21 protein-coding genes and 1 pseudogene are annotated in these 24,851 nt (G+C 66.6%); 13 read left to right on the top strand and 9 right to left on the bottom strand.

The features are described from left to right. Positions 1-267 precede the first annotated feature (267 nt). Both BG61_RS21825 and BG61_RS21820 read left to right on the top strand, forming a co-directional pair. Positions 268-633 (top strand): c-type cytochrome, encoded by a 366-nt coding sequence (locus tag BG61_RS21825; protein ID WP_035939858.1) that lies wholly within the window; start codon positions 268-270, stop codon positions 631-633. A gap of 98 nt (positions 634-731) precedes the next feature. After that, complete coding sequence (locus BG61_RS21820; protein ID WP_035939859.1) at positions 732-1,109, top strand: c-type cytochrome; 378 nt, start codon at positions 732-734, stop codon at positions 1,107-1,109. 117 nt (positions 1,110-1,226) lie between these two features. Here the strand turns inward: BG61_RS21820 and BG61_RS21815 are convergent, their stop codons facing one another. The 3 genes from BG61_RS21815 to rsxB are packed head-to-tail and all read right to left on the bottom strand — an operon-like array spanning position 1,227 to position 3,269. After that, positions 1,227-1,658: a DUF1841 family protein gene (locus tag BG61_RS21815; RefSeq protein ID WP_035939861.1), complete on the bottom strand. Its 432-nt coding sequence runs from the start codon at positions 1,656-1,658 to the stop codon at positions 1,227-1,229. Between the two features lie 56 nt (positions 1,659-1,714). After that, positions 1,715-2,359: an endonuclease III gene (gene nth / locus BG61_RS21810; protein WP_035939864.1), complete on the bottom strand. Its 645-nt coding sequence runs from the start codon at positions 2,357-2,359 to the stop codon at positions 1,715-1,717. A gap of 13 nt (positions 2,360-2,372) precedes the next feature. Beyond that, positions 2,373-3,269, bottom strand: a complete 897-nt coding sequence (gene rsxB, locus BG61_RS21805; protein ID WP_035939927.1) for an electron transport complex subunit RsxB — start codon at positions 3,267-3,269, stop codon at positions 2,373-2,375. Positions 3,270-3,595: 326 nt separating this feature from the next. Here rsxB and BG61_RS21800 point away from each other — a divergent pair, with 326 nt between their 5' ends. Further along, the gene (locus tag BG61_RS21800) at positions 3,596-4,228 is read left to right on the top strand and encodes a TetR/AcrR family transcriptional regulator (RefSeq protein ID WP_035939866.1); all 633 of its coding nucleotides are present in this window, start codon (positions 3,596-3,598) and stop codon (positions 4,226-4,228) included. Positions 4,229-4,293: 65 nt separating this feature from the next. Here the strand turns inward: BG61_RS21800 and BG61_RS21795 are convergent, their stop codons facing one another. Both BG61_RS21795 and BG61_RS21790 read right to left on the bottom strand, forming a co-directional pair. Beyond that, positions 4,294-5,565 (bottom strand): polyhydroxyalkanoate depolymerase, encoded by a 1,272-nt coding sequence (locus BG61_RS21795; protein WP_035939868.1) that lies wholly within the window; start codon positions 5,563-5,565, stop codon positions 4,294-4,296. 342 nt (positions 5,566-5,907) lie between these two features. Then, positions 5,908-7,773, bottom strand: coding sequence for a glycoside hydrolase family 15 protein (locus BG61_RS21790; protein ID WP_035939869.1), 1,866 nt, complete (start codon positions 7,771-7,773; stop codon positions 5,908-5,910). A 496-nt stretch (positions 7,774-8,269) separates the two neighbouring features. On the opposite strand from BG61_RS21790, the gene BG61_RS21785 reads away from it, so the two are divergent. Then, complete coding sequence (locus BG61_RS21785) at positions 8,270-8,518, top strand: hypothetical protein (protein ID WP_035939871.1); 249 nt, start codon at positions 8,270-8,272, stop codon at positions 8,516-8,518. A 172-nt stretch (positions 8,519-8,690) separates the two neighbouring features. Here the strand turns inward: BG61_RS21785 and BG61_RS40220 are convergent, their stop codons facing one another. After that, positions 8,691-8,843: a DUF3096 domain-containing protein gene (locus tag BG61_RS40220; RefSeq protein ID WP_075584203.1), complete on the bottom strand. Its 153-nt coding sequence runs from the start codon at positions 8,841-8,843 to the stop codon at positions 8,691-8,693. Positions 8,844-9,019: 176 nt separating this feature from the next. On the opposite strand from BG61_RS40220, the gene BG61_RS21780 reads away from it, so the two are divergent. From BG61_RS21780 to BG61_RS21775, 3 genes and pseudogenes are all read left to right on the top strand, one after another. After that, positions 9,020-10,294, top strand: a complete 1,275-nt coding sequence (locus tag BG61_RS21780; RefSeq protein WP_035939872.1) for a lactonase family protein — start codon at positions 9,020-9,022, stop codon at positions 10,292-10,294. Between the two features lie 15 nt (positions 10,295-10,309). Beyond that, positions 10,310-10,483, top strand: a pseudogene (locus tag BG61_RS45015) (antimicrobial peptide resistance and lipid A acylation PagP); the annotation flags it as partial. A 165-nt stretch (positions 10,484-10,648) separates the two neighbouring features. Next, positions 10,649-11,713 carry a transporter gene (locus BG61_RS21775; protein ID WP_035939874.1) on the top strand — a complete coding sequence of 355 codons (1,065 nt, stop codon included), beginning with the start codon at positions 10,649-10,651 and terminating at the stop codon, positions 11,711-11,713. 13 nt (positions 11,714-11,726) lie between these two features. On the opposite strand, the gene BG61_RS21770 is transcribed toward BG61_RS21775, so the two are convergent. Next, positions 11,727-15,590: a DNA translocase FtsK gene (locus BG61_RS21770; protein WP_035939876.1), complete on the bottom strand. Its 3,864-nt coding sequence runs from the start codon at positions 15,588-15,590 to the stop codon at positions 11,727-11,729. 131 nt (positions 15,591-15,721) lie between these two features. Then, positions 15,722-16,333, bottom strand: coding sequence for an META domain-containing protein (locus BG61_RS21765; protein WP_081868147.1), 612 nt, complete (start codon positions 16,331-16,333; stop codon positions 15,722-15,724). A gap of 224 nt (positions 16,334-16,557) precedes the next feature. Here BG61_RS21765 and purT point away from each other — a divergent pair, with 224 nt between their 5' ends. The 6 genes from purT to BG61_RS21735 all read left to right on the top strand — a co-directional run bounded on the left by purT (position 16,558) and on the right by BG61_RS21735 (position 23,854). Next, on the top strand, positions 16,558-17,856 hold the full coding sequence (purT, locus tag BG61_RS21760) for a formate-dependent phosphoribosylglycinamide formyltransferase (protein ID WP_267908598.1): 1,299 nt from the start codon (positions 16,558-16,560) through the stop codon (positions 17,854-17,856). Between the two features lie 30 nt (positions 17,857-17,886). Beyond that, entirely contained in the window at positions 17,887-18,078 is a 192-nt protein-coding gene (locus BG61_RS21755; RefSeq protein ID WP_035939878.1) for a DUF6726 family protein, read from the top strand. 88 nt (positions 18,079-18,166) lie between these two features. Beyond that, complete coding sequence (locus BG61_RS21750) at positions 18,167-18,523, top strand: MliC family protein (protein ID WP_035939879.1); 357 nt, start codon at positions 18,167-18,169, stop codon at positions 18,521-18,523. 203 nt (positions 18,524-18,726) lie between these two features. Beyond that, entirely contained in the window at positions 18,727-20,379 is a 1,653-nt protein-coding gene (locus BG61_RS21745) for an acetolactate synthase large subunit (RefSeq protein ID WP_035939881.1), read from the top strand. Positions 20,380-20,425: 46 nt separating this feature from the next. Beyond that, positions 20,426-21,871, top strand: a complete 1,446-nt coding sequence (locus tag BG61_RS21740) for an aldehyde dehydrogenase family protein (RefSeq protein ID WP_035939884.1) — start codon at positions 20,426-20,428, stop codon at positions 21,869-21,871. A gap of 453 nt (positions 21,872-22,324) precedes the next feature. After that, positions 22,325-23,854 carry a DEAD/DEAH box helicase gene (locus BG61_RS21735; RefSeq protein ID WP_035939931.1) on the top strand — a complete coding sequence of 510 codons (1,530 nt, stop codon included), beginning with the start codon at positions 22,325-22,327 and terminating at the stop codon, positions 23,852-23,854. 66 nt (positions 23,855-23,920) lie between these two features. Here the strand turns inward: BG61_RS21735 and gluQRS are convergent, their stop codons facing one another. Then, positions 23,921-24,841, bottom strand: coding sequence for a tRNA glutamyl-Q(34) synthetase GluQRS (gene gluQRS / locus BG61_RS21730; protein ID WP_035939885.1), 921 nt, complete (start codon positions 24,839-24,841; stop codon positions 23,921-23,923). Positions 24,842-24,851: the final 10 nt, after the last annotated feature.

Genomic DNA, 24,851 nt, shown 5'->3' with positions numbered 1-24,851 from the left:
CTCGCAATCCGGACGTTTTGTCGATTGGACAGATTGTCGCAGCCTGGTGACATTCGCAACGGGCCGCGCCTGCCGCGGCTTTGCTGCGCGGGGCGCGCGGTGGACGGAGGGTAGGTCGCGCGGTACAATTAGCGCGATTTTTTTGGCCTGCGTGGCTAGAGACAAGAAACAGTCCCGAGAAGGTTGTGATGAACTCGGCGCGGGCCGCGGCCTCTGGGTCGGCCATCAGGCGTGCCGGATTTCCCCTCATGCTAGGTTAGAGAAGCTATGAACAATTTCGTCGGCAAATGTGCCGTGATTGCAGCGCTGTCGGGGCTTGCCGGCTTCGCGACCCAGGCGTCGGCCCAGGTCGTCGGCAACGCCAAGGCGGCCGAGGGCAAGGTTGCGATGTGTATCGGCTGCCACGGCATTCCGGGCTACCGGACGGCCTACCCCGAGGTGTACGAGGTTCCGATGCTCGGCGGCCAGAACGCCAAGTACCTCGAGAACGCGCTGCACGCGTACAAGAAGGGCGACCGCCACTTCGACACGATGCGCGCCATCGCCACGACGCTGACCGACCAGGACATCGCCGACATCGCTGCGTACTACGCCGCGCAAACCCCCTCTTCGAAGAACAATCCCGACAAGTGACCCGCACGCTCGAGCGTCATCGGACGCAGTTCGGCGCAGCAGTTCGCGTATTACGCGCGAGTCACTCGGCAATCAAATTTCGCGGGATAGGAGAATTCATGAAGCCCTCTCAGGCACTCCACACAACGTTCAAGGCAGCGTGCGCGGCCGCGCTGATCGGCATGGCGGCGTCCAATGCGGCGCAGGCGGCCGACATCGCCAACGGCAAGGCGCTCTCCGACAGCCACAACTGCGTGGCCTGCCACGGCCCGAACCTCAACAATCCGGTGAGCGGGGAATATCCGAAGCTCGCGGGCCAGCATGCGAGCTACGTCTACTGGGCGATGCGCCAGTATCAGATGGGCAACGGCAACCCGAACTTCGGCCGCAACAACGCGATCATGGCCGCGCAGTTGCAGAACCTGTCGCAAAGCGACCTGAAGGACCTCGCGGCGTATATCCAGTCGCTCAACGGCGCGCTCGTGCTGAAGAAGTAAGCGTCCCGGCCGTTACCTTTCGGGCAGGCGAGCATCGCCGCCCAAACGACAACACCCCGCATGCGCGGGGTGTTGTCGTTTCGGGAGCCGGCGAAGCGCGATATGACGCGCGAACGCTTAGTCGCGCGAAGCGCGCCGCTCGATCAGCGCGAGGTACGCGTCGGTGTCGGGCGGCACGTTGTTGCGCTGCGCGTCCCAGATGATCTGCCCGAGGCACTCCATGATCGCGTGCTGGGCGTCGTGGGTGGAACCGAGCCGTGCCACGAGCCTTTCGTGCGCGCGGCGGATGCCGGGAGGCTGGTCGATCGACAGTTGCTCGCTGATCGCGAGATGCATCGACAGGTGCAGAAAAGGATTGGTCTGCCCGCGCTCGGGCGAATAGTCGGCGGCCTTCGATTCCGGGTCGGCGAGTTCCTGCTGATACTCCGGATGCTCGCCGATCCAGTCCGCGGCGATGCTTTCCAGCGGCGTCAGGATTTCGCCCGCGCGCTGCTTGCGCCAGGTGTCGGTGAAGAATTGACGGACTTCGTCGCGGCTGGGATTGAACATGCGTCGTGTGTCAGGGGTGTCAGAGCGCCATTTTAAGGCGCGCGGGCATTGTGCGCTCAGAGGACGGGCGGCGGCGTCTTGGGCCGGTATTCGCAGAGCGGCTCGATCGCGCAATGCCAGCACTCCGGCGTGCGCGCCTTGCAGACATATCGTCCGTGCAGAATCAGCCAGTGATGCGCGTCGTGCCTGAATTCGTCGGGGACGGCTTTCTCCAGCGCCGCTTCCACGGCCCGCACGTCCTTGCCGGGCGCAAGCCCTGTGCGGTTCGCAACGCGAAAGATATGCGTATCGACGGCGATGGTCGGATGGCCGAACGCCGTGTTCAGGATCACGTTCGCCGTCTTGCGTCCGACGCCCGGCAGCGCTTCCAGCGCCTCGCGGTCGTCGGGCACCTCGCCGCCGTACTGGTCGATGAGAATCCGGCAGGTCGCAACGACGTTCTTCGCCTTCGTGCGATAGAGGCCGATGGTCTTGATGTAGCCTGCCACGCCTTCCTCGCCGAGCGCGAACACCTTGGCCGGCGTATTGGCGACGGGAAACATCCGGCGCATCGCCTTGTTCACCGATACGTCGGTGGCCTGCGCGGACAGCAGCACCGCGATCAGCAGTTCGAACGGCGATGTGTATTCGAGCTCGGTCGTCGGATGCGGGTTGAGGCTTTGCAGCGTCTCGAAGATCGCGCGGCGCTTTTTGGCATTCATCGGACGCGGGAGGTCAAAGGTCGGTGGAGTCGTTTTGCGGGTTGGCCGCACGCGGCTCGTCCGTCAGGCCGAGGCGCCGGCGGCGCTCTTCGGCCGCGTCGATCTGGGCCTGCACGTCGGCGCTCACGCTTTCGGTGTTCCTCGGGCCCGTGCCCGCCTTCGCAAGCTCTTCCTTTTTCTTGCGGGCGCGTTCGAGCGCAGCCTGGATGATCGCGCGCTTTTTCGCTTCGGCAGCTTCGGCAGCTTCGGCAGCTTCGGCAGCTTCGGCAGCTTCAGCGGATTCAGTGGCTTCGGCGGACGCGTCAGCCGAAGCCACCGAAGCCTGCGCCTCGTCCGATGCCGCTTGCCCGGGGCGCGCCGCCTGTCGCGCCGCTGCACGTGCTTCCGCGGCTTCGCGCTCGCGTTCGAGGCGCGCGAGCCGCCGGTCGTGCCGTTCGCGCGCCGCGTCCGCTTCCTGCTGGCTCCACGCGTCCCAGCCCGTCTTCTCGCCGGTGACCGGAATCATCGCGATGCAGTCGACCGGGCAGGGCGGCACGCACAGGTCGCAGCCGGTGCAAAGCGCGGGAATGATCGTATGCATCTGCTTGGCCGCGCCGACGATCGCGTCGACCGGGCACGCCTGCATGCACAGCGTGCAGCCGATGCACACGTTCTCGTCGATCACCGCGAGCGGGCGCGGCCGCTCCACGCCGTTGTCGGGATTGAGCGCGATCACGGGCTTGCCGAGCAGCGCCGCGAGCCGCGCGACGCCTTCGACGCCGCCGGGCGGGCACTGATTGTAGTTCGCGTCGCCCGACGCAATGGCTTCGGCGTACGGCCGGCACGCGGGATATCCGCACTTGGTGCATTGCGTCTGGGGCAGCAGATCCTCGATGCGGTCTGCGAGCGACTTCGGATGGGTTGCGATCACGTTCACGGCTAGGGGACAAGGCAGCGGGTCTTCGTCGACACGTGCGGACGAGGTGCATCGATGCCAGTCGACGCGCCCGGAATGCGACGCTGCGGGGAGAGGCGCGTGTTTATGCTCACGCGCTCGTCTAAAGGCGCCATTATCGCCCAATTCGCAGTCAATCCCAATTGCCAATAGCCAATCGATGTGCGCATAATCGAAGCGCTTTTCCGATTGACCGCAGGACGGTGTACCCCAATAACCTTGGCGCGCCCGTTCACGTCATGTACCCATCGACCGGGCCGCGTGACGCTATCCGGATAACGCGGCTCTCGACTCATGCCACCATGAATCAGCCGAAAATCAAAAGAGATCCTGAAGGCACCCGCCGCCGCATTTTGCTAGCCGCCGCGGATGAATTCGCGGCCGGTGGTCTGTTTGGCGCTCGCGTCGACCAGATTGCCCGCCGTGCTGAAACCAACGAACGAATGCTGTATTACTACTTCGGGAGTAAGGAGCAGTTGTTCACCGCCGTGCTGGAGCACGCTTTTGGCGCACTGGTGGAAGCCGAACGCTCGCTCGACCTCGACGGGGTGGCGCCCGTCGAAGCGATGACGCGGCTCGCGCATTTCGTCTGGGATTATTATCGCGATCACCCGGAGTTGCTACGCCTGATAAATAACGAAAACTTGCATGAGGCGAGATATATCAAGGGATCGACGCGAATTCGCGAACTGATTTCACCGGTTGTTGCAACGCTTGCAAGCATTCTCGAACGCGGTACGAAGGCGGGATTGTTTCGAAACGACGTGGACCCGCTGAAGTTTTATGTGACCTTATCGGGCCTCGGGTATTACATCGTCTCGAATCGTTTTACGCTGGAGGCGACTTTCGGACTCGACTTCAGTCAGACAGGGCCGCGCGACGAAATGGTGCGGATGAATACGGAATTGCTGCTGGCTTATCTGATGCGGCGCTGAGCATTTGAAATATCGCATGACGAACGAGGCACGTCGCGCCCGGCAGGCGCGGCGTGCCTTTTTCGTCATGCGGGCACCGGTTCCTTCTTCGGGGCCTTGTCGTGCTCGAGGATGAACTCGCGCAGCTGCGGATAGACCATCGTGCGCCAGCGGCGGCCCGAGAAAATCCCGTAGTGGCCGGCCTTTTCCGCCGTGAAGTGGCGCTTGTTCTTTGCCGGGATGCCGGTGCAGAGGTCATGCGCGGCGCGCGTCTGGCCGCTGCCGGAAATGTCGTCCAGCTCGCCTTCGATCGTGAAGAGCGCCGTGCCCTTGATGTCCTGCGGGCGCACGCGCTCGCCGTTCACGTCCCACGTGCCCTCGGCAAGACGGAATTCCTGGAACACGATGCGGATGGTTTCCAGGTAGTACTCGGCGGCCATGTCGAGCACCGCGTTGTATTCGTCATAGAAGCGGCGATGCTGCTCGGCGTCGTCGTCGTCGCCGCGCAGCAGGTTCTGATAGAAGTCCCAGTGCGCGGTGAGGTGACGCTCCGGATTCATCGCGACGAAGCCGGCGTGCTGCAGGAACCCCGGGTAGACCTTGCGGCCGACGCCTGGATAATTTGCCGGCACCGTGTAAATAACGTTGTTCTCGAACCACTCGTACGAGTGCTCGTTCGCAAGCGAATTGACCGAGGTCGGGCTGCGGCGCGCGTCGATCGGGCCGCCCATCATCGTCATCGTGCGGGGCGTGTCTTCGCCGCGGGTCGCCATCAGCGAGATCGCGGCGAGCACCGGCACGGTCGGCTGGCAGACCGAAATCACGTGCAGGTCCTTCGCGCCGATAAAGCGGATGAATTCCTGGATGTACTCGACGTAGTCGTCCAGATGGAACGCGCCATCTTCGAACGGCACCATGCGCGCATCGATCCAGTCGGTGATGTAGACCTTGTGGTCCTGCAGGAGCGTGCGCACCGTGTCGCGCAGCAGCGTGGAATGGTGACCGGAGAGCGGGGCGCAGACCAGCACGACCGGCTCGTCCTTCAGGTTCTTGACGGCCGAACTGTCGTCGGCGTAGCGCTTGAAGCGCAGGAGGCGGCAGAAGGGTTTCTCGATGTCCGTCTGCTCGACGATCGGGATCTTGTGGCCGTCCTTTACGATCTGATGAATCTCGAACTCGGGCTTTTCGTAATCCTTGCCAAGCCGGTAAAGCAGTTCATAGCCCGCCGCGAAGCGGCTGGAGCCCGGCACGTAGGCGAGCGGGCTGGCCGGATTCAGAAACGACTTCGATGCGGCCTGGGCCCATGCGGTCAGCGGGTACAGCATCGCCCGCTGGAATTCGTGAAATTGATAGAGCATGTTTGCCCCGTGTAAATCCGGTGACGCCCGTTTGTCGCGGTATTGCGCCCGGCGATTAGCCTCTTACGGCAGTCAATGGTCTAGCGCGTGCCGCCGTGCCGCTTACTGCCGCGGTGGCGTCGCGTGTGATGCTCGCTCGCTGCGCTGCTCCAAGTACGTACTGCCTGGTTAACGACCCGACCGCTTTCCGCTTGAGCACCGAAGGGAGCAAAAATTACCTTCAGCAAGCTTACAGCCGGACGACCGGTAGGAATTGCTTCCTTGATCATAGCCAACAAAGCGCTATTGTGCAACGCAACAATCCCGTCTTCAAGCGACAATTTGCACAATGGAAACATGAATTTACGATTCGCTTGCCACGGTCGCGCCTGCTTCATCGATGCTGTTGCCTCCGCTCGATGGCTGGCCGGTCGCGCGGGCCATTTCCTGCTCGTGCCGCATCAGGTTCATGCCGGTGTGCACGAGCGCAACGTGCGTAAACGCCTGTGGAAAATTCCCGACAAGGCGCTTTGCCACCGTGTCGTATTCCTCCGACAAAAGACCCACGTCGTTCGCAAGCCCGAGGAGCCGCTCGAACATCGCGTGCGCCTCGGAAAAGCGCCCCTGGAGCGCCAGATTGTCGACGAGCCAGAAGCTACAAGCCAGAAACGTGCCTTCCCCGGGGGGCAGGCCGTCGTCCACTTCCGTCGTGTGATAGCGCTTCACGAGGCCATCATGGGTCAGATTCGTTTCGATTGCATGTACGGTGCCGGTCACACGCGGATCGGTCGGCGGCAGGAAGCCTAGCAGAGGAATGAGGAGAAGGCTTGCATCGAGTGAATCGCCGTAATACGTCTGCACAAACGAGTTCATCGAAGCATTCCAGCTTTTTTCGCAGACGTCGGCGTGAATCAGCGCGCGCATGGCGCGCCAGTGATCGAGCGGGGCCGGAAGATCGAATTTTTCGGCGGACCGGATCGCGCGGTCGAAGGCGACCCACGCCATCACTTTGGAGAACGTGAAGTGTTGGCTGCCGCCACGCACTTCCCAGATCCCTTCGTCGGGTTTTTGCCAGATGGTCTCCAGATGCTTGAGCATCGCGCACTGGATCGACCAGGCGGTTTCGTCGCACTGCAGGCCGCCCACGCGCGCAAGATGCAGCGCGTTCATCACCTCGCCGTAGACGTCGAGCTGCAGCTGGTTCACCGCGCCGTTCCCGATGCGCACCGGCGACGCGCCCTCGTACCCCGGCAGCCACTCGACCTCCCACTCGGGCAGGCGCCGCTCGCCCGCGATGCCGTACATGATCTGCACCTGCTCGGGAGAGCCCGCCATCACGCGCCCGAGCCAGTCCCGCCAGGCGCGCGCTTCGTCGTAGTAGCCGCCGCGCATCATCGCGAGCAGCGTGATCGTCGCGTCGCGCAGCCAGCAGTAGCGGTAGTCCCAGTTGCGCGTGCCGCCGAGCTGCTCGGGCAGCGACGTGGTCGGCGCGGCGACGATCCCGCCCGTCGGCTCGTAGGCGAGCGCCTTGAGCGTGATCAGCGAGCGGCGGATCGGCCGCGCCCACTTGCCGCAGAGATCGCTCTGCGCGGACCAGTCGCGCCAGTGATTCTCGGTGCGCGCGAGCTGTGTATGCGGGTCCTGCGCGTGCGGCAGGCGCAGATGCGACTGCGAATAGCAGAGGCAGAAGGGCACGCGCTCGCCGGCGCCGACGGTGAAGTTCGCCACGGTCTTCATGTTCTCGCCAACGAGTTCGACGGGCGTGCGCAGCACCGCCAGATCCGGGCCGACGACCGCCTTGATGCCGCTGTCGTCGGGCAGCCGGCTGACCCACGGTATCGACGATCCGTAATCGAAGCGCAGCACCAGTTCCATCTTCATCGGCACCGTGCCGCGCCGGCCGATCACGATGCGCACGAGCTCCGAGTGGCCGTTGCGCGCGGGCATGAAGTCGACGATCGTCACGGCGCCGTCGGGCGTTTCGAAGTCGGTCTCGAGGATCAGCGTGTCGTCGCGATAGCGGCGCCTGATGGCGGGCGGCTCCGCGCCGGGCGGGAGATCCGGCGCGATCAGCCAGCGGCCGTGCTCGGGCGTGCCGAGGAGCGCGGCGAAACACGCGCCGGAGTCGAAGCGCGGCCAGCAGAGCCAGTCGACCGAGCCGTCGCGGGCGATCAGGGCCGCGGTGTGGCCGTCGCCGACCATCGCGTAGTCTTCAATCAGGGCTGGCATAGGCGAATGAAAGCTCTCGTGCGGGCGACGCCTGGCGCTGCGTCGCGGGTTGGTCGGTGGTGCACCGGCGCGCGCGGCCGTTGACCGCGATGCGTGCCGGCGAACCGCGGACGGGCCGCTGATCCATGGCCGATAAGGACTAAACGCTGTTCGAACCGAATTTTGCCGCAATAGTTCGACCTCGGCAGCAATCGGCACCCGATACGGCAGCACGCCGAGGCAAGAAACGCGTGCCGGCCGACGCCGAAACCTGCATAAAGGCCTTGGAAAAAAAATAGACAGCTGATTAAAATGAAGATTGGCACCGGATTCTTTGCGCGCGTCTCTCGCGCGCTCCGCGCCGCGTCAAATCTGCTTCCCTTTTCGCGCATTACCCGCACTACCGTGCATTTACCGCGCACGAGCCGGCTTACCGCCGCGGCTGCGCGTTGCTGGTCTTCAAATCGTCGTTTGGACAAACCGTCTCTAGCGTAGCGTTTTCGAGGAACAGAAACTCATGCTCAATCCGTCAAAAGCCGATTGCATTGCGATACTTTCCGCAGCGAGCCGCGTCTCCGACGCCGACTCGCTGCTTCCGCTCGACTACCGGCATCTCGGGCTCTCCCGCAACGCCATGGAAACCGCCGCGGCCTTTCTGACCGAACGCGCCTGTTTCACGCGCTACAGCTACGGCGTCGGCGGGATCGCCGTCGGCGGACTGTCGCTGCAAGGGCGCCTGCGTCTCGACCAGCTCGCCAACGGCTGATCCGGCACCCGCTCCGGACATCCGATCGCATTGCCGCAGCCGCGCGCCTTCGGGCGCGCGGCTGTTTTCGTTTGCGCGTCCCGCCTTCATGCGCGCCTTGTCCGGAACCCGGCCGCGAAACCGGCGTCAGATGGGGGCGTGAGCGGGGTGATGAGCACGGTCGATCGAGGCTTCAGAAATGCGAGGCGCCGACGCCGAACAAGCCGATCAGTCCGATCACGATCAGGTAGATCGCCACGATGAAGTTGAGCAGCCGCGGCATGATCAGAATCAGAATCCCGGCGATGAGTGAAACCAGCGGGCCCAGGCTCAGGTGAATGTTCATCGCGACTCCTTTGTTGGTTCGAGTTGTCTGGTTCGATTTTGGCGAGACTGCCTCATTGTGCAAGTTTCGTGCCCTGCGGGACCGAAACTTGCGCGCTCGCATGCCCGGCCGGCTTCCGCTGCCGCCATGCGGCAACATAACTCGAAAAAGCTGCAATCCGACGATCAGGAGGTCACATGCATCAGAGCCATACGGGCGCTTGCGCCGGCAGGCCGCGTCCCGGCGCGCGCCCCTCATGGCGCGGGCGCGTTTTCAGGCCGCTTGCGTGGGCAAGAGGATTCGCGCTGATGCTCGCGTTCGCCACGGCGCACGCGCTCGCGCAGGGAACGCCGGGCGCGCCGTCCGCCGACGGCGTCTACGATCTGCTCATCGGCACCTATACGGGAAGCGGCAAGAGCGAAGGCATCTACGTGTACCGCTTCGACACGCGCAACGGCGAGTTGACGCGCCTTGCGTCGGCCCAGGCGGTGAACCCGTCGTATCTCGTGGTCAGCCGCGACAGCCAGTACGTGTATGCCGTCAACGAACTGCCCGGCGACAAGGGCCCCGCATCGAAGCGCGGCGGCGTGAGCGCGTTTCGCTTCGATCGCCAGAGCGGACAGCTGAGCTTCCTGAACAGGGTGTCGACCGCGGGCAATGATCCGTGCTATCTCGCGCTTTCGCCGGACGGGCACTATCTCGTCGCGGCCAACTACTCGGTCGCGGCCAGGCCGGGCGGCAGCTTCGCCATGTTTGCGCTCGACGCAGGCGGCCAGCTGGGCCGCTCCGTGCTGTCGGTCCATCACGAAGGCGGCGGCCCGGTGAAAGGACGGCAGGACAACTCGCACGTGCATTCCACGGTCTTCTCGCCCGACGGCCGCTACCTCTTCGCGCAGGATCTCGGCGTGGACAAGCTCTACGTGTACCGCTACACACCCGACGGCAGCCGGGGCCTGCTCGGCCCGACCGAGACGCGCTATACGCCCGTCGCGCCGGGTTCCGGCCCGCGCCACCTGATCTTCGATGCAAGCGGCACGCACGCCTACCTCACCACCGAGATGAACGCGTCGGTCGTCGTGTTCGATTACGCGCACGGCAGGCTGAAACAGGTCCAGAGCCTGCCGATGACGGCGCCCGGCTTCAAGGGCAAGGTCGGCGGCGGGGCGATCCATCTGTCGCCGGACGGCCGCTTCGTCTATGCGACCAACCGCGGCGATGCGAACGAGATCGTGATCTACGCCGTCGATCCGTCGAATGGCCGCCTGACCCTCATCGGCCGGCAGCCGACGCTTGGCAGGACGCCGCGCGAATTCACCATCGAGCCGGGCGGGCACTGGCTCATCGTCGGCAATCAGGACAGCGACAGCGTCTATTTCTTCCGCCGCAATCCGGAGACGGGCGAACTCGCATCCGACCCGAAACGTCTTGAAATCGGCTCGCCGGTGGATTTCAAGCTGGTGGCGCCCTCCTGAGCATGCGGCGCGGGAAAGCACTGGACCGATTCGAAAGGCAATGAGGATATCCTGTCCGCGTTAGCCTTGTCCGGCTCGCACGGGCACGTCGAGCCGATCTGCGGCTACGCCCGGCAACGGTCACGGGTCCAGGCCAGTGGCGGGTTTTCCGCCGGCGTCACGGCGCACGAGGATATCGCGCACGCCGTGCCGGTTCCGTTGTGCACCGCCGGTCGCTTCGGTGCCGTACCGCGAGGCATCCGTCATGGCGACGGCAATCGCCGCGCCTGCCGGGAGTGCACCCGCGCGATGTCGCATTTTTCCGGTGGCGCTAGGCGTTCCGGCCCACCTGCAGAGCATCAAGGAAGTGAAACGTTGAACACGACCCCTACCGAAACGGCCGCGAGACGCGCGCCGGCCGAACGCAACGAACCGGTTCCGCCGGGCTTCATCAGCGCGTTTCGCTTTGCCGGCGCCGAAGCGCTGCGGCTGTCGTGGGACGAAGCGCGCGCGTCGATCGCGGGCGAAGGCCCCACGTGGCTGCATCTGAGCGCCAACGACGACACCGTCGAGAACTGGCTGACCGGCGTCACGTCGATGCCCGACGTGGCGCGCGAGTTCCTGAACGGCGAGGACAAGCGCCCGCGCGTGCACATGGGCGCGAATTTCATGTACGGCGTGGTGGCGGATCTGGAGCGCGTCGCGGTGTCGCCCGCGGGCACCAAGGACGCGGACCCCGACGCGCGGGCGTCGCGCCGCGCGACGGGCGCGCTGCGCTTTTACGTCGACCGGCACCGCATGATCACGGTGCGCGCGCAGCCGCTGCAGTCGACCGACCGCCTGAGGCACGCGGTGCTAGAAGGCGCGATGTTCCGCGACACCGTCGATCTCTTCGCGGGCCTGATCCGGGCCTTGAACGAGACCTTCGCGGACCGCATCGACGAACTCGGCGACCGGCTCGACGACGTGGAGGAGGGCGTGATCGACGGCCGCCATTCGAACTGGCGCGCCGAGCTGGGCGAAGTGCGGCGGCGGCTCGTCGAGGTGAAGCGCTTCATCGATCCGGAGCGCAACGCGCTCACGCAACTGGTCACGAGGCGGCTGGAATGGGCCGAGCCGCGTTCGATGGAAGCGCTGATCCAGGCGATTCAGGTGCTCAACGGGCTCGGCGCCGGACTCGAAGCGCTTTACGAGCGCGCCAAGCTGCTGCAGGACGAGATCGCCGCGCTCCTTTCGGAGGACATCAACCGCAAGCTGCTGTGGCTCGCGATCATGTCGGCGTTGCTGATGCCGGCGACGCTCGTGTCGGGCATTTTCGGGATGAACGTCGCCGGGCTGCCGGGGACGCACGAGCACTACTCGTTCTGGATCGTGCTCGGGGTGATGGCGGCGTGCGCCGCCATCACGATATTCCTGCTGCGCAGGCTGAGGCTCTGGTAGCGCGGCCCGCCCGCTATTCCGCCGGCCCCGGCGCCAGCACCTCGCGGTTGCCGTTGTTGCCCATCGGCGAGACGAGGCCCGCCGTCTCCATCTGCTCGACGAGCCGCGCGGCGCGGTTATAGCCGATGCGCAACTGCCGCTGCACGGACGAAATCGACGCCCGCCGCGTGCGCAGCACGAACGACACGGCCTCGTCGTAGAGCGGATCGGCTTCCGCGTCCGGGGCGTCGCCGAAGAGGTCCTGCGACGCACCCTCCGACGCCGGCCCCGACAGGATGCCTTCCTCGTACTCCGGCTCGCCGAACTGCTTCAGATACTCGACCACGGTATGCACCTCGTCGTCGGCGACGAACGCGCCGTGCACCCGCTGCGGATAGCCGGTGCCGGGCGGCAGGAACAGCATGTCGCCCGCACCGAGCAGCGACTCGGCGCCCATCTGGTCGAGAATCGTGCGCGAGTCGATCTTCGACGACACCTGAAACGCCACCCGCGTCGGAATGTTCGCCTTGATGAGGCCCGTGATCACGTCCACTGACGGCCGCTGCGTCGCGAGAATCAGGTGGATGCCGGCGGCGCGCGCCTTTTGCGCGAGCCGCGCGATCAGCTGCTCGATCTGCTTGCCCGCGACCATCATCAGGTCCGCCAGTTCGTCGATGATCACCACGATCAGCGGCAGCGTCGAGAGCGGCTCCGGTGCGTCCGGCGTGAGCGAGAACGGATTCGTGAGCTTTTTGCCGGCGGCCTCGGCGTTGCGCACCTTCTGGTTGAAGCCCTGCAGATTGCGCACGCCGACCGCCGACATCAGCCGGTAGCGCTTCTCCATTTCGCCGACACACCAGTTGAGCGCGTTGGCGGCGAGCTTCATGTCGGTGACGACCGGTGCCAGCAGATGCGGAATGCCCTCGTAGACCGAGAGTTCCAGCATCTTCGGATCGATCATGATGAGGCGCACGTCCTCCGGCTTCGCCTTGTAGAGCAGCGACAGGATCATCGCGTTGATCGCGACCGACTTGCCCGAGCCCGTCGTGCCCGCAACCAGCATGTGCGGCGCGCGCGCCAGATCGGTCACGACCGGGTTGCCGATGATGTCCTTGCCCATCGCGATCGTCAGATTCGACTTCGAGTTGCGATAGACGTCGTCTTCGAGGATTTCCGAAAGCCGGATGATCTGGCGCTTCGCGTTGGGCAATTCGAGGCCCATGCAGGTCTTGCCGGGAATCGTCTCGACGACGCGGATCGACGTCAGGCCGAGCCCGCGCGACAGGTCCTTCATCAGGCCGACGATCTGGCTGCCGCGCACGCCGAGCGCCGGTTCCACCTCGAAGCGCGTGATGACCGGCCCCGCCGACGCGCCGACCACCGTCACCGGCACCTTGAATTCCTGCAGACGCTGCTCGATCAGCTGGCCCGTTTCGGCGAGCCGTTCCTCCGAGACGGGTTCGACTTCGTCGGAGGCGGGCGCGAGCAGGTCGAGCCCAGGCAATTCGACCGCCGATGCCGCGGGCGCATGGAACTCGAACTCGGTCGGCACGAAGCCGCGCACGGGCGCGCGCGGCTCGGTCGTTCCGGCGGATTCAACCGATCCGTCGAAGCTGGCCGATCCGGCGGGGGAGGGCGGGGCGGCTGGCGCTTGCGGCGGGTATGCGACGGGCGCGGCGCCCGGTTGCGCCGACGGAGCAACGACCGGCGCCAGATACGCCGGCGATGGCAGCGCGGCAGGCGCCGTCACCGGCGCCGGGCCGGGAAAGCGCACGACGTTGGACGCGGCGTATTCGTCTTCATCGTCCGGGGCGGAATCCTCGGGTTCGGGTTCTTGCGGGGCGTCGTTCACGAGTTGCAGCGGGGACGCCGCACGGTAGCGGGTGTCGAGGTCCGCATGCGGCGTGTACCCGGCTTGTGGATGCACGCCGGCGGGCGCACCCGTCGAGGCTTCGGCGATCCATGGCGGGGCTTCGGCGGGCGGCGGCGCCGCAACGGGAGAAGGCGTCGCTGCCGCATTCGCGATGGGCGTGCCGGCCTGCGCCGGGCGTTCGACTGCGCCGGCTGGATCGAGCGAAGCGCCGTCGGCAAGCTCCGGCGCGCTGGCAGCAGAGATGCGCTCGTCTTCATGCGCGCTGACCGGCGCGTCAGCGTCCGCGCTGCTCCATGGCGGCGTGGCCGATGATGTTCCTGCGTCCGGACGCGGTTCGTCGATATCGCTGGCAGGCAGCGCGACGCCGCCGGCGGAGTCGGCACCCGGATTTCCCGGCGGCGCTTCGAATCGGTTGCGCGCTTCTCCGCTGACGCTGGCCGGCGAAGCGGTTTTGTCGTCGGCTCGCGCGGCCGGAATCGTCGGCGACGCCTCGACTTCGCGCGGCGTGACGCCGATGTCCGCGGCGGGCGACGCTGCCCCGCCTGCCGCGACCGTTTCCCCGAGCGCGGCGGCGGACAGCGGACCCTCTCCGGCGTGGAACGGCTGCGCCTGCACGCGGCCACTCGGATCTGGCGATCCGCCCGAAGCGGAATCGCGCGCCGTGCCGGGCTTCGATGGCACCGCATGGTCCGGCGCGCCGTTCGCCATTGGCGGCGCGGCGCGCGTGGCGGCCGTGCTGCCGTTCGCCTTCGCATCGGCCTGCGCATCCTGCGACTCGTGACGGCGCGCGAGGCTCGCGCCTGCGAGCGACGTCCAGAGCGCGGCGTTTTCTTCGATCGAACGCAGCGTCGCCTGGATGGTTTCCGGTGCGGGAGGCGGGCCCGGCGGTTCGGCGGGACGCGAGAACACCGGCACCTGATCGATGGCCGGCGTGCCCGCAGCGGGCGCTCCGTGGCTGGGCGCTCCGTGGCGCGGCGTCGCCGGCGGCGCCGGCCTGCGTTCCACGGACGCTCGCGGCACCTGCATGCCCCGTGATGCGTTCGCAGCAGATTGGGGCGATGCGCCTTCACGTTGCGGCGCACGCCCGTTGCTCGTGGTGCCTTGTGACGACGCGCCGGGGCCGGCGCCAGCCGCGCGCGCCACGGCGCCTGAACCCGGAGTGAACGGCGCACGTGGCGTACTGCCCGAAGCCGCGTCCGCGGCCTGACGCATGCCATCGCGCCGGGCGGAACCCGCCAGCGGGTCGGCGGACCGCGCGCCTGCCTGCGCGCCCCCGAGCCAGCCGGCGGGCGCGACCGGCTCGACCGGCGTCGGGTGTCGCTGCGCGGGCTGACGAGGTTTCTCGTTCCGCTCGGCGTAGGCCCCGTCCGGTGCGGTTGCGGAACCCGGCGTCCGGGCCGCCTCGCTGCGCCGGATGGCGGGCGGGCGCCAGACGGTCGGGCGCTGGTATCGGCCGCCTTCGCGGTTCGTCGCCGGCGGCAGGCCGAGCGCGGGTGCGTCATGCGACGCCGATCCGGCGAATCCGGTCGACCGGTATCCGGCATCGGTGTGCGCGCCTTGCGTGCGCGACGGCTTCTTGCGCGACGCCCGCGTCGACTTTTCGCGCGGTGCGCGCGGCGTTTTTTCGCGTGCGGCGAGCCATTGCGGTTTGAGCCCGAGGCCGAATGCCGAGTTCGCCCACGCGATGACCGTGCGCCACTGGAAATCGCACAGCCACGGCAGGCTGACGAGCAGCACGGCGAGCGCGATCAGGGCCGCGCTCGCCGTACCCGCGAGGACGCCCAACGCCGCCGCGAGCGCATGGCCGCAGCGATTCACGCCGGCGCCTGCCTCGAACGAGCCGACGAGCGTGCCTTCCAGCGTCGAACTCGCGAGCAGCACGCAGATGAAGCCGAGCCACAGACGGATCGTGCCCGGGCCGCGCAGGCCAGCGCCGTCCGGAAGCATCGATCGGACGAGTCGCCACAAGAGGGGAAGAAACCAGACGACTGACCCACCGAACCAGCCGAGAACTACCGTATGCATGCTAGGAACCAACGAATGATGGAAGCGGCGAAGACCTGACCGTCGAGTTTAACCGCTGATGCGGCGTGTCTTCGTGAACGAGGCGTGTCGACGGGCGGCGCCGCGCGAGGCCGCGCCGCCTTCTCACGTACTCATTTTCCGCGACGCGTGAACATCAGCACCTGGCCGTCGTCGAGCGTCATTTGCAGTTGCTGCGGGGGCGTCATCTGCACGCCGCTTTTCGCGATGTGTTGCAGCCCGTTCAGGTACGGCTGCTCGAGCGCGGCGCCCGCGCTCCCCATGCAGGCCATGCGCGTGCCGGCGAGCGGGCCGAACGAGAGCTTGCCGTCCTTCAGGTCGTACGTGCCCATATAGCGGTTGCATCCCGAAAAGCCGCTTACGCGGCGCTGGCCGCCCGTGGTCGAGAAGTCGAGCGTGATCGGCTGGCCGTTGTCGCCGTGCGGGATCGTGCGCAGCTGGCCGCCCGCGTCGGCCCAGCGCGTGAGTTCCCACTGCGTGTCGTCGAGAAGCTGCGTGGCGGCGGGATTGTACGGGTCGGCCGGCGGGGCGGCGGAGTCGGGATGGGTCGGCATCGTGCAGGCGGCGAGCGCGCAGGCGCAAAGAAGCGCGGCGAAGCGCGCGGCGGAAAAGAGCGGACGGCACGCGCCGCGCGACGCAGCTGATGCGGCTTTCGCGCCCCGAATGACATGCGGGGAACGCGGGGAGGAATGCTCAGGCTGCGTGCGGGAAAATGGCGTGTGCATCGAAAATCCTCGGGCTGGCTAAACCGTAAGGGTATCGCACTCGTCCTGCGATTTGTCCAGCGTCGATATGCAACAAGGTGCCTGGCACCGTGCCGCGCATGCCGTCCGCGCCGCGGGCCGCGCCCTGTCGAGAGGCGGTGCGGACAGGCCGATCGGACGATCTGTTGCGCGCGGCATCGCGTGTTAACATCGCCAGCCTGTCAGGACCAATTTCTGGAGCATTCATGCAGACCGCGAATCATGGCCGAAGCGACGGCCAACGCGAAGGCCAACGTGCTGGCGAAAGCGCTGGCAGACCGGGCATCGAGTCCGGCGGCGTGCACCGCATCGGCACGCCGCTGTCGGCGCACGCCACGCGCGTGATGCTGCTCGGCGCGGGCGAGCTCGGCAAGGAAGTGATCATCGCGCTGCAGCGGCTGGGCGTCGAGGTGATCGCCGTCGACCGCTATGCCGACGCGCCCGGCCATCAGGTCGCGCACCGCGCGCACGTGATCGACATGACCGACGGCGCCGCGTTGCGCGCGCTCGTCGAAAAGGAGCAGCCGCACCTCATCGTGCCGGAGATCGAGGCGATCGCCACCGACGCGCTCGCCGACATCGAAACGGCCGGCCTCGCCGTCGTCATTCCGACCGCGCGCGCCACGCAGCTCACGATGAATCGCGAAGGCATCCGCCGGCTCGCGGCCGAAACGCTCGGCCTGCCGACGTCGCCGTACGCGTTCGCGCAGTCGCTCGACGAGATGCGCGCGGCGATCGGATCGATCGGATTTCCGTGCGTCGTGAAGCCGGTGATGTCGTCCTCGGGCAAGGGGCAGTCCGTGCTCCGGAGCGAAGCGGACATCGAACCCGCGTGGAACCACGCGATGGCGGGCGGGCGCGTGAACCACGGGCGGGTGATCGTCGAAGGGTTCATCGACTTCGAGTACGAGATCACGCAACTGACCGTGCGCGCTGCGGACCCGCTGACGGGCGAGACGCGAACGCACTTCTGCGACCCGATCGGACACGTGCAGGTGGACGGCGACTACGTCGAATCGTGGCAGCCGCAGCCAATGAGCGCGGCCGCGCTCGAGAAGGCGCGCGAGGTCGCGGCGAAAGTGACGGCGGCGCTCGGCGGCCGGGGTCTCTTCGGCGTGGAACTGTTCGTTCGCGGCGACGAGGTCTGGTTCTCCGAAGTCAGCCCGCGCCCGCACGACACGGGCCTCGTCACGCTCGCCACGCAGCGTTTCTCGGAATTCGACCTGCACGCGCGGGCGATCCTCGGGCTGCCGGTGGACACGTCGCTGCGCGCGCCGGGGGCGTCGGCGGTGATCTACGGCGGTCTCGACGAAGCGGGCATCGCGTTCGAGGGCGTGGCGGAAGCGCTCGCCGTGCCCGATTCCGACCTGCGCCTCTTCGGCAAGCCGGAGAGCTTCAGGAAGCGCCGCATGGGCGTCGCGCTCGCGACCGGGCGCGACACCGGCGAAGCGCGCGAGCGCGCGAAGCTGGCGGCGGCGAAGGTGAGGCCGGTGTCGACCCGATGATCACGGCATGACGGAACGAAGCGTTCCGTCATGCCAGCGAGGAGCGGTAACGTGAAATTTTGTACGCTTGCGGCGCTTTGTGCGTCCGCGCTGGTCCTGAGTGGCTGCGGGCTCGCGGCCGCGCCGTGCCGGGTGGCGTCGGCGGGGCTCAAGATCGTGCCGGTGGTGGGCCATGTGGCCGCCGTGCCGACCGATGCGTGCGCCGAGGTGATCGATCCCTGAGCACCGGGCGCGCGCGGCTGCGCAAGACCATGATCCCGACGCACGGGGGAGTACGGTGTCGAAACAAACGAAACAAACGAAGCGAACGATGAAGAAAGTTCTGGCGGCGCTTGCCGCATTCGCGGGCGCCCAGGCCGTGTGCGCGAAGGCGCTGACCGTGCCGCAGATCCAGCAGGCCACCGCGCAGACCACTGCCTACGACTGCCAGGACGGCAAGAGCGTGACGGTGCGCTATGTCAACACGAAGAACGGCCAGAGCTTTGCGCTGTTGCCGGTCGAAGGCAAAAAGCTCCTGTTCGTGAACGTGATGTCGGGGTCGGGCGCGCGCTATGTCGCCGACCGGTACACGTGGTGGACCAAGGGTCCGGAAGGAACCCTCTCGAACGGAATGGCCGATTCGGGCGCGCCGCCGATGCTTGCCGGCTGCAAGGCCCGCGCAAGGTAAGCGCGCGCAAAGCCGCCTGGAAACGCCCGCGCCCGCGGGCGTTTTGCTTTGCGCGCGGCGCGTCCTTTGATGCTGCAGGCGCGCGCCATCCGGAGTAATGTTCAATGCGCGGTTCAACACGCGCCGCCGCGCCGCCCGATCCCAGTCCGTGGCCGTCCGCCGGACGAGGCCATGCCGTGCCAGACTGTCAACCGAGACCGTCCATGAAAGCATCGGATCTGTTTGTCAAGGCCCTCGAAGCCGAACAAGTCGAATACGTGTTCGGCATTCCCGGCGAAGAAAATCTCGACCTTCTCGAATCGCTGCGCCGCTCGAAAATCCGCCTCGTGCTGACACGCCACGAGCAGGCGGCCGGCTTCATGGCCGCCACGTACGGGCGCCTGACCGGCAAGACCGGCGTCTGCCTCGCGACGCTCGGCCCGGGCGCGACCAACTTCGTCACGGCCGCTGCCTACGCGCAGCTCGGCGGCATGCCCATGCTGATGATCACCGGCCAGAAGCCGATCAAGTCGAGCAAGCAGGGCAGCTTCCAGATCGTCGATGTCGTGCGGATGATGGAGCCGCTCACGAAATACACGCGTTCGATGGTGTCGATCGGCAACATCCCGGCGTCGGTGCGCGAGGCGTTCCGGCGCGCGGAAGAAGAGCGCCCCGGCGCCGTGCACCTCGAATTGCCCGAGGACGTCGCGCACGAGGAAGGCGACGGCAAGCCCATCCCGAAAAGCTACAGCCGCCGCCCGGTCGCGGAAGAGAAGGCGATCGCGCGCGCGGTCGAGGCGATCACGCTCGCGCGGCACCCGCTCCTCATGATCGGCGCGGGCGGCAATCGCAAGACGACCTGCACGATGCTGCGCGAATTCGTCGACCAGATCGGCATTCCGTTTTTCACGACGCAGATGGGCAAGGGCGTGATCGACGAGTCGCATCCGATGTGGCTCGGCAACGCGACGCTCTCGGACGGCGATTTCGTGCATCGCGCGATCGACCACGCCGACTGCATCATCAACGTCGGTCACGACGTGATCGAGAAGCCGCCGTTTTTCATGCGCGGCGGCGATGCCGGCGACAAGACCGTGATTCACGTGAACTTCCTCGGCGCGCAGGTCGATCCGGTGTATTTTCCGCAGATCGAGGTGGTCGGCGACATCGCGAACGCCGTCTGGCAGATGAAGGAAGCGCTGCGCGAGCGCCAGGAGCACTGGGATTTCGCGCGTTTCAAGGAGATCAAGCAGCACTTCGACGCGCAGCTCGCGAAGGGCCAGAACGACGCGCGCTTTCCGCTCTACCCGGTGCGCGTGGTGAAGGACGTCTACGACACGACGCCGGTGGACGGCATCATTTGTCTCGACAACGGCATGTACAAGATCTGGTTCGCGCGCTACTACCGCGCGCACGAGCCGAATTCACTCCTGCTCGACAACGCGCTCGCGTCGATGGGGGCTGGCCTGCCGTCTGCTATAGCAACGAAGATCGTCCATCCGGGCCGCAAGGTGATGGCCGTGTGCGGCGACGGCGGTTTCATGATGAATTCGCAGGAACTGGAGACGGCGGTGCGCCTGAAGCTCGACCTCGTCGTGCTGGTGCTGCGCGACGACGCGTTCGGCATGATCCGCTGGAAGCAGGAGAACATGAATTTTCCGGATTACGGGATGACGCTGAACAACCCCGATTTCGTCGCGTATGCGCAGAGTTACGGCGCGACCGGGCACCGGGTGGAGTCGGCGGAGGCATTCGCGCCGCTTCTGCGCGAATGCTACGCGAGCCCGGGCGTGCATCTCGTCGACGTGCCCATCGACTACTCGGACAACGAGCGCGTGCTCAATCGCGAGATCAAGCGGCTCGCCGCGCAACTGTGAGCGACCGCGAGCGCAGGAGCCTCGCTCGAACGAAGGAGAACCCGTCATGTTGCAGAAGACTTATCCGTATTACCTCGCCAACGAGCCGGTCGCGGCGAACACCGATCTCGAAGTCACCGACAAGTTCAGCGGCGAAGTCGCGACCCGCGTCGCGATGGCTGACGCGCAGGCGATCGACACCGCCATCGGCCACGCGGTGAACGCGCAGGCCGCGCTGCGCGAATTCGCGCCGTACAAGCGGCAGGCGGTGCTCGAGCACTGCGTGAAGCGCTTTCGCGAGCGCTTCGACGAACTCGCGATGGCGCTCTGCATCGAGGCGGGCAAGCCGATCAACGATTCGAAAGGCGAGGTCACGCGTCTCATCGACACGTTCAAGGTCGCGGCCGAAGAGTCGGTGCGCATCGACGGCGGCATGATCAATCTCGAAATCGCGCCGCGCGCCGCGGGCTACCACGGCTACTACAAGCGTGTGCCGATCGGGCCGTGCTCGTTCATCTCGCCGTTCAATTTTCCGCTCAACCTGACCGCGCACAAGGTCGCGCCGGCCATCGCGGCCGGCTGCCCGTTCGTGCTCAAGCCCGCGAGCCGCACGCCCGTCGGCGCGCTCATCATGGGCGAGATTCTCGCGGAGACCGATCTGCCGAAGGGCGCGTTCTCGATCCTGCCCGCGCATCGCGACGGCGCCGACCTCTTCACCACCGACGAGCGCTTTCGCCTGCTTTCGTTCACGGGGTCGCCGGCCGTCGGCTGGGAGCTCAAGAAGAAGGCGGGCAAGAAGAAGGTGATTCTGGAGCTCGGCGGCAACGCGGCGGCGGTCGTGGATCGCGATCAGGCCGGGCAGCTCGATTACGTCGTCGACCGGCTGGCGTTCGGCGCGTTCTATCAGTCGGGGCAAAGCTGCATCGGCGTGCAGCGGATTCTCGCGCACGCCGATGTCTACGACGCACTGCGCGAGAAGCTGATCGCGAAGACGAAGTCGCTGAAGATGGGTGATCCGAAGGACGAAAAGACGTTCGTCGGGCCGATGATCTCGGAATCGGAGGCGAAACGGCTTGCCGGGTGGATGGACGCGGCGGTTGCGGGCGGCGCGAAGATCGTGGCGGGCGGCGGTGTGGACGGCGCGATGTTCGAGGCGACGCTGCTCGAAAACGTGAAGCGCGACCAGGATCTCTATCGCAAGGAAGCGTTCGGGCCCGTCGCGATTCTCGAAAAATTCACCGATTTCGAGAAGGCGATGGAAATCGTCAACGACAGCGATTTCGGCCTGCAGGCCGGCGTCTTCACCGACAGCCTCGCGCATACGAACCGCGCGTGGGACGCGCTCGAAGTGGGCGGCGTGGTGATCAACGACGTGCCCTCATTTCGCGTCGACAACATGCCCTACGGCGGCGTGAAGGACTCGGGGCTCGGCCGGGAGGGCATCCGCTACGCGATCGAGGACATGACGGAGCTGCGATTGATGGTCGTGCGCGACGTGCCGAAAAAGGGGTGAGAACGCTCGGGGCGGCGCTGGCTCACGCCGCGGCGGCGGTCCCGGAGCTTTCGGCCGGACGCCGGAGCTGTCACGGACTCAGTGCTACAATGGCCGGCTTTCGGCGTTCGAGCTTGCCGCCAGCCGGGTCCAGCAAAGCGCTGCCGCCCTGTACGCCACGGTGCGCCCGCGCAGATGCCCGGTGCGGGCAGGAAAACCCGCTCCTAACCGGAACGGAGCGCAGCAAGCAAGCAGGGCAGGAACCCAGGCAGTGAGTCCCATCCAGGAAGACTCCGGGGCAACAGCAGGAACGGCGCCGCTGGCGCATGGGCATTGGCGGCGCTGCCGCAGATGAGCACCACCGGCGGCGCCCCTGAACAGCTCGATATCCACCGGTCATACGCCGCGCAGTCGAACGAATTCACGCGTATTCGCCGCTTCACGCGCATTTTTAGCGAAAGCCACCTAGTCACCATGTCCGATTCCGTCGTCACGAACACGTCCGCCGCTGCTGCCGAAGTCACCCGCGCCGACCACGCGAGCGCAGCAGCCGCGCCCACGTTCGACCAGTTCGGCTTGTCCGCCGACATCCTGAAGGCAGTGACCGAATCCGGCTACACGATTCCCACGCCCATTCAGGCGCAGGCGATCCCCGTGGTGCTGGCCGGCCGCGACGTCATGGGCGCGGCGCAGACCGGCACCGGCAAGACCGCGAGCTTCTCGCTGCCGATCATCCAGCGCCTGCTGCCGTCGGCCAACACGAGCGCATCGCCCGCACGCCACCCGGTGCGCGCGCTGATCCTCACGCCGACGCGCGAACTCGCCGACCAGGTCGCCGCGAACGTGCAGGCCTACTCGAAGCACACGCCGCTGCGCAGCACGGTGGTGTTCGGCGGCGTCGACATGAACCCGCAGTCCGAGGCGCTCAGGCGCGGCGTCGAGATCCTGATCGCGACGCCGGGGCGGCTGCTCGATCACGTGCAGCAAAAGACGCTCAACCTCGGCCAGGTGCAGATGCTCGTGCTCGACGAAGCCGACCGCATGCTCGACATGGGCTTCCTGCCGGATTTGCAGCGCATCCTGAACCTGCTGCCGAAGGAGCGCCAGACGCTGCTCTTTTCGGCCACGTTCTCGGGCGAAATCAAGAAGCTCGCGGCAACCTATCTGCGCAATCCGCAGACGATCGAGGTCGCGCGCAGCAATTCCACGGCCACGAACGTGCGCCAGATCGTGTTCGAAGTGCATGAAAGCGACAAGTCGGGCGCGGTCGCGCAACTGATCCGCGAGCGCGGCCTCAAGCAGGTGATCGTGTTCTGCAACAGCAAGATCGGCGCGAGCCGGCTTTCGCGCGTGCTGGAGCGCGACGGCATCATCGCGACCGCGATTCACGGCGACCGCACACAAGGCGAGCGGATGCAGGCGCTCGACGCCTTCAAGCGCGGCGAAATCGAGGCGCTCGTCGCCACCGACGTCGCGGCGCGCGGGCTCGACATCGTGGAATTACCGGCCGTGATCAATTTCGATCTGCCGTTCAACGCAGAGGATTACGTGCACCGCATCGGCCGCACGGGCCGCGCGGGTGCGTCGGGCGATGCGCTGTCGCTTTGCAGCGCGAACGAGAAGAAGCAGCTCGCCGATATCGAAAAGCTGATCAAGCGTCCGCTCGAAGTGGAGACGCTGACTGTCACGACGCCCGCACGGCGCGAAACCGGCGGCGGCCGGCGCGAACGCGACGAGCGCCCGGGGCGGCCTGAGCGCGGCGAGCATCGCCATGGGCGCGAGCGCGAAGAATCGGGTGGCCGCCGGCGCGCGACGTCGTTCGAGCGCTCGCACGCACGCCAGCAGCCGGTCGACGAGTTTTTCCTGAAGCCGTACGAGCCGTCGCCGTCGTCGGTCAAGCGCCACGACGAAGCCGTCGAGCACGAGCGCAAGAGCGCGCCCAAGCAGCCGCTCGCTGCGTTGCTGGGCGGGCTCGGGATGCCGAGGAAATCGACGTCGTCGTAAGGCGTCGTCAACGCGAGGTGATGAAAAAAGCGGCAGAAATGCCGCTTTTTTGTTCGTGCGGTCCGTTCAGGGCACGAAACGCTTCGCCCACTCGGCGGTCGCTGCCGCGTAGAACGCATCGAGCGAGCGCGGTTCTTCTCGCGGTTCACTGCGCATTTCGCCCCGCATTTCGCCCCGAATTTCCCCCGCTTCGATGCCCAGATGCCGCGCAGCCGCCGCGAGCGTTGCGACGGGACGGTCGAGATCCAGCGCGGTCGCGCCGGTCTGCTTGCTGAGCTTCTCGCCGTCCTGGTTCGTCACCACGGGCACGTGCAGATAGGCCGGTGTCGACACGCCGAGGCAGCGCTGCAGGTAGATCTGCCGCGCGGTCGAATCGAGCAGGTCGGCGCCACGCACGACATGCGTGATGCGGGCGTCGGCATCGTCGACGACGACCGCCAGCTGATACGCCCATTGTCCATCCGAGCGCCTGAGCACGAAATCGCCGACTTCGGTTGCGAGATCCTGCGACTGGGCGCCCTGCCAGCGATCGGTGAAATCCACCCGCGCGGCCTCGCCGTCCGGTACGCGCAGCCGCCACGCCCGCGGCGCCCGGCCGTGCAGGCCGTTGCGGCACGTGCCGGGGTAGGCGAGCGTCGCGTGCCGCGCATGCGCGCTCACGAGCGAATCGGCGATTTCGCGGCGCGTGCAGGCGCACGGATAGACGAAACCGGCGGCCACGAGCCGCTCGAACGCCTCGGCGTACGCGCTCTCGCGGCCGCTCTGCCACACGGGCGGCTCGTCCGCGTGCATGCCGAAGCGCGCGAGCGTCGCGAGGATGTCCTCGGCGGCGCCCGGCACGGTGCGCGGGCCGTCGACGTCCTCGATCCGCACGATCCACGTTCCGCCATGCGCGCGCGCATCGAGCCAGCTCGCGAGCGCGCTCACGAGCGAGCCCATGTGCAGCGGGCCGGTGGGCGAGGGCGCGAAGCGTCCGCGATAGCTCATCGGTGCGCCG

Source organism: Caballeronia glathei, assembly GCF_000698595.1.
Classification (GTDB): Bacteria; Pseudomonadota; Gammaproteobacteria; order Burkholderiales; family Burkholderiaceae; genus Caballeronia; species Caballeronia glathei.
This window is presented reverse-complemented; position numbering and strand designations above follow the sequence as displayed.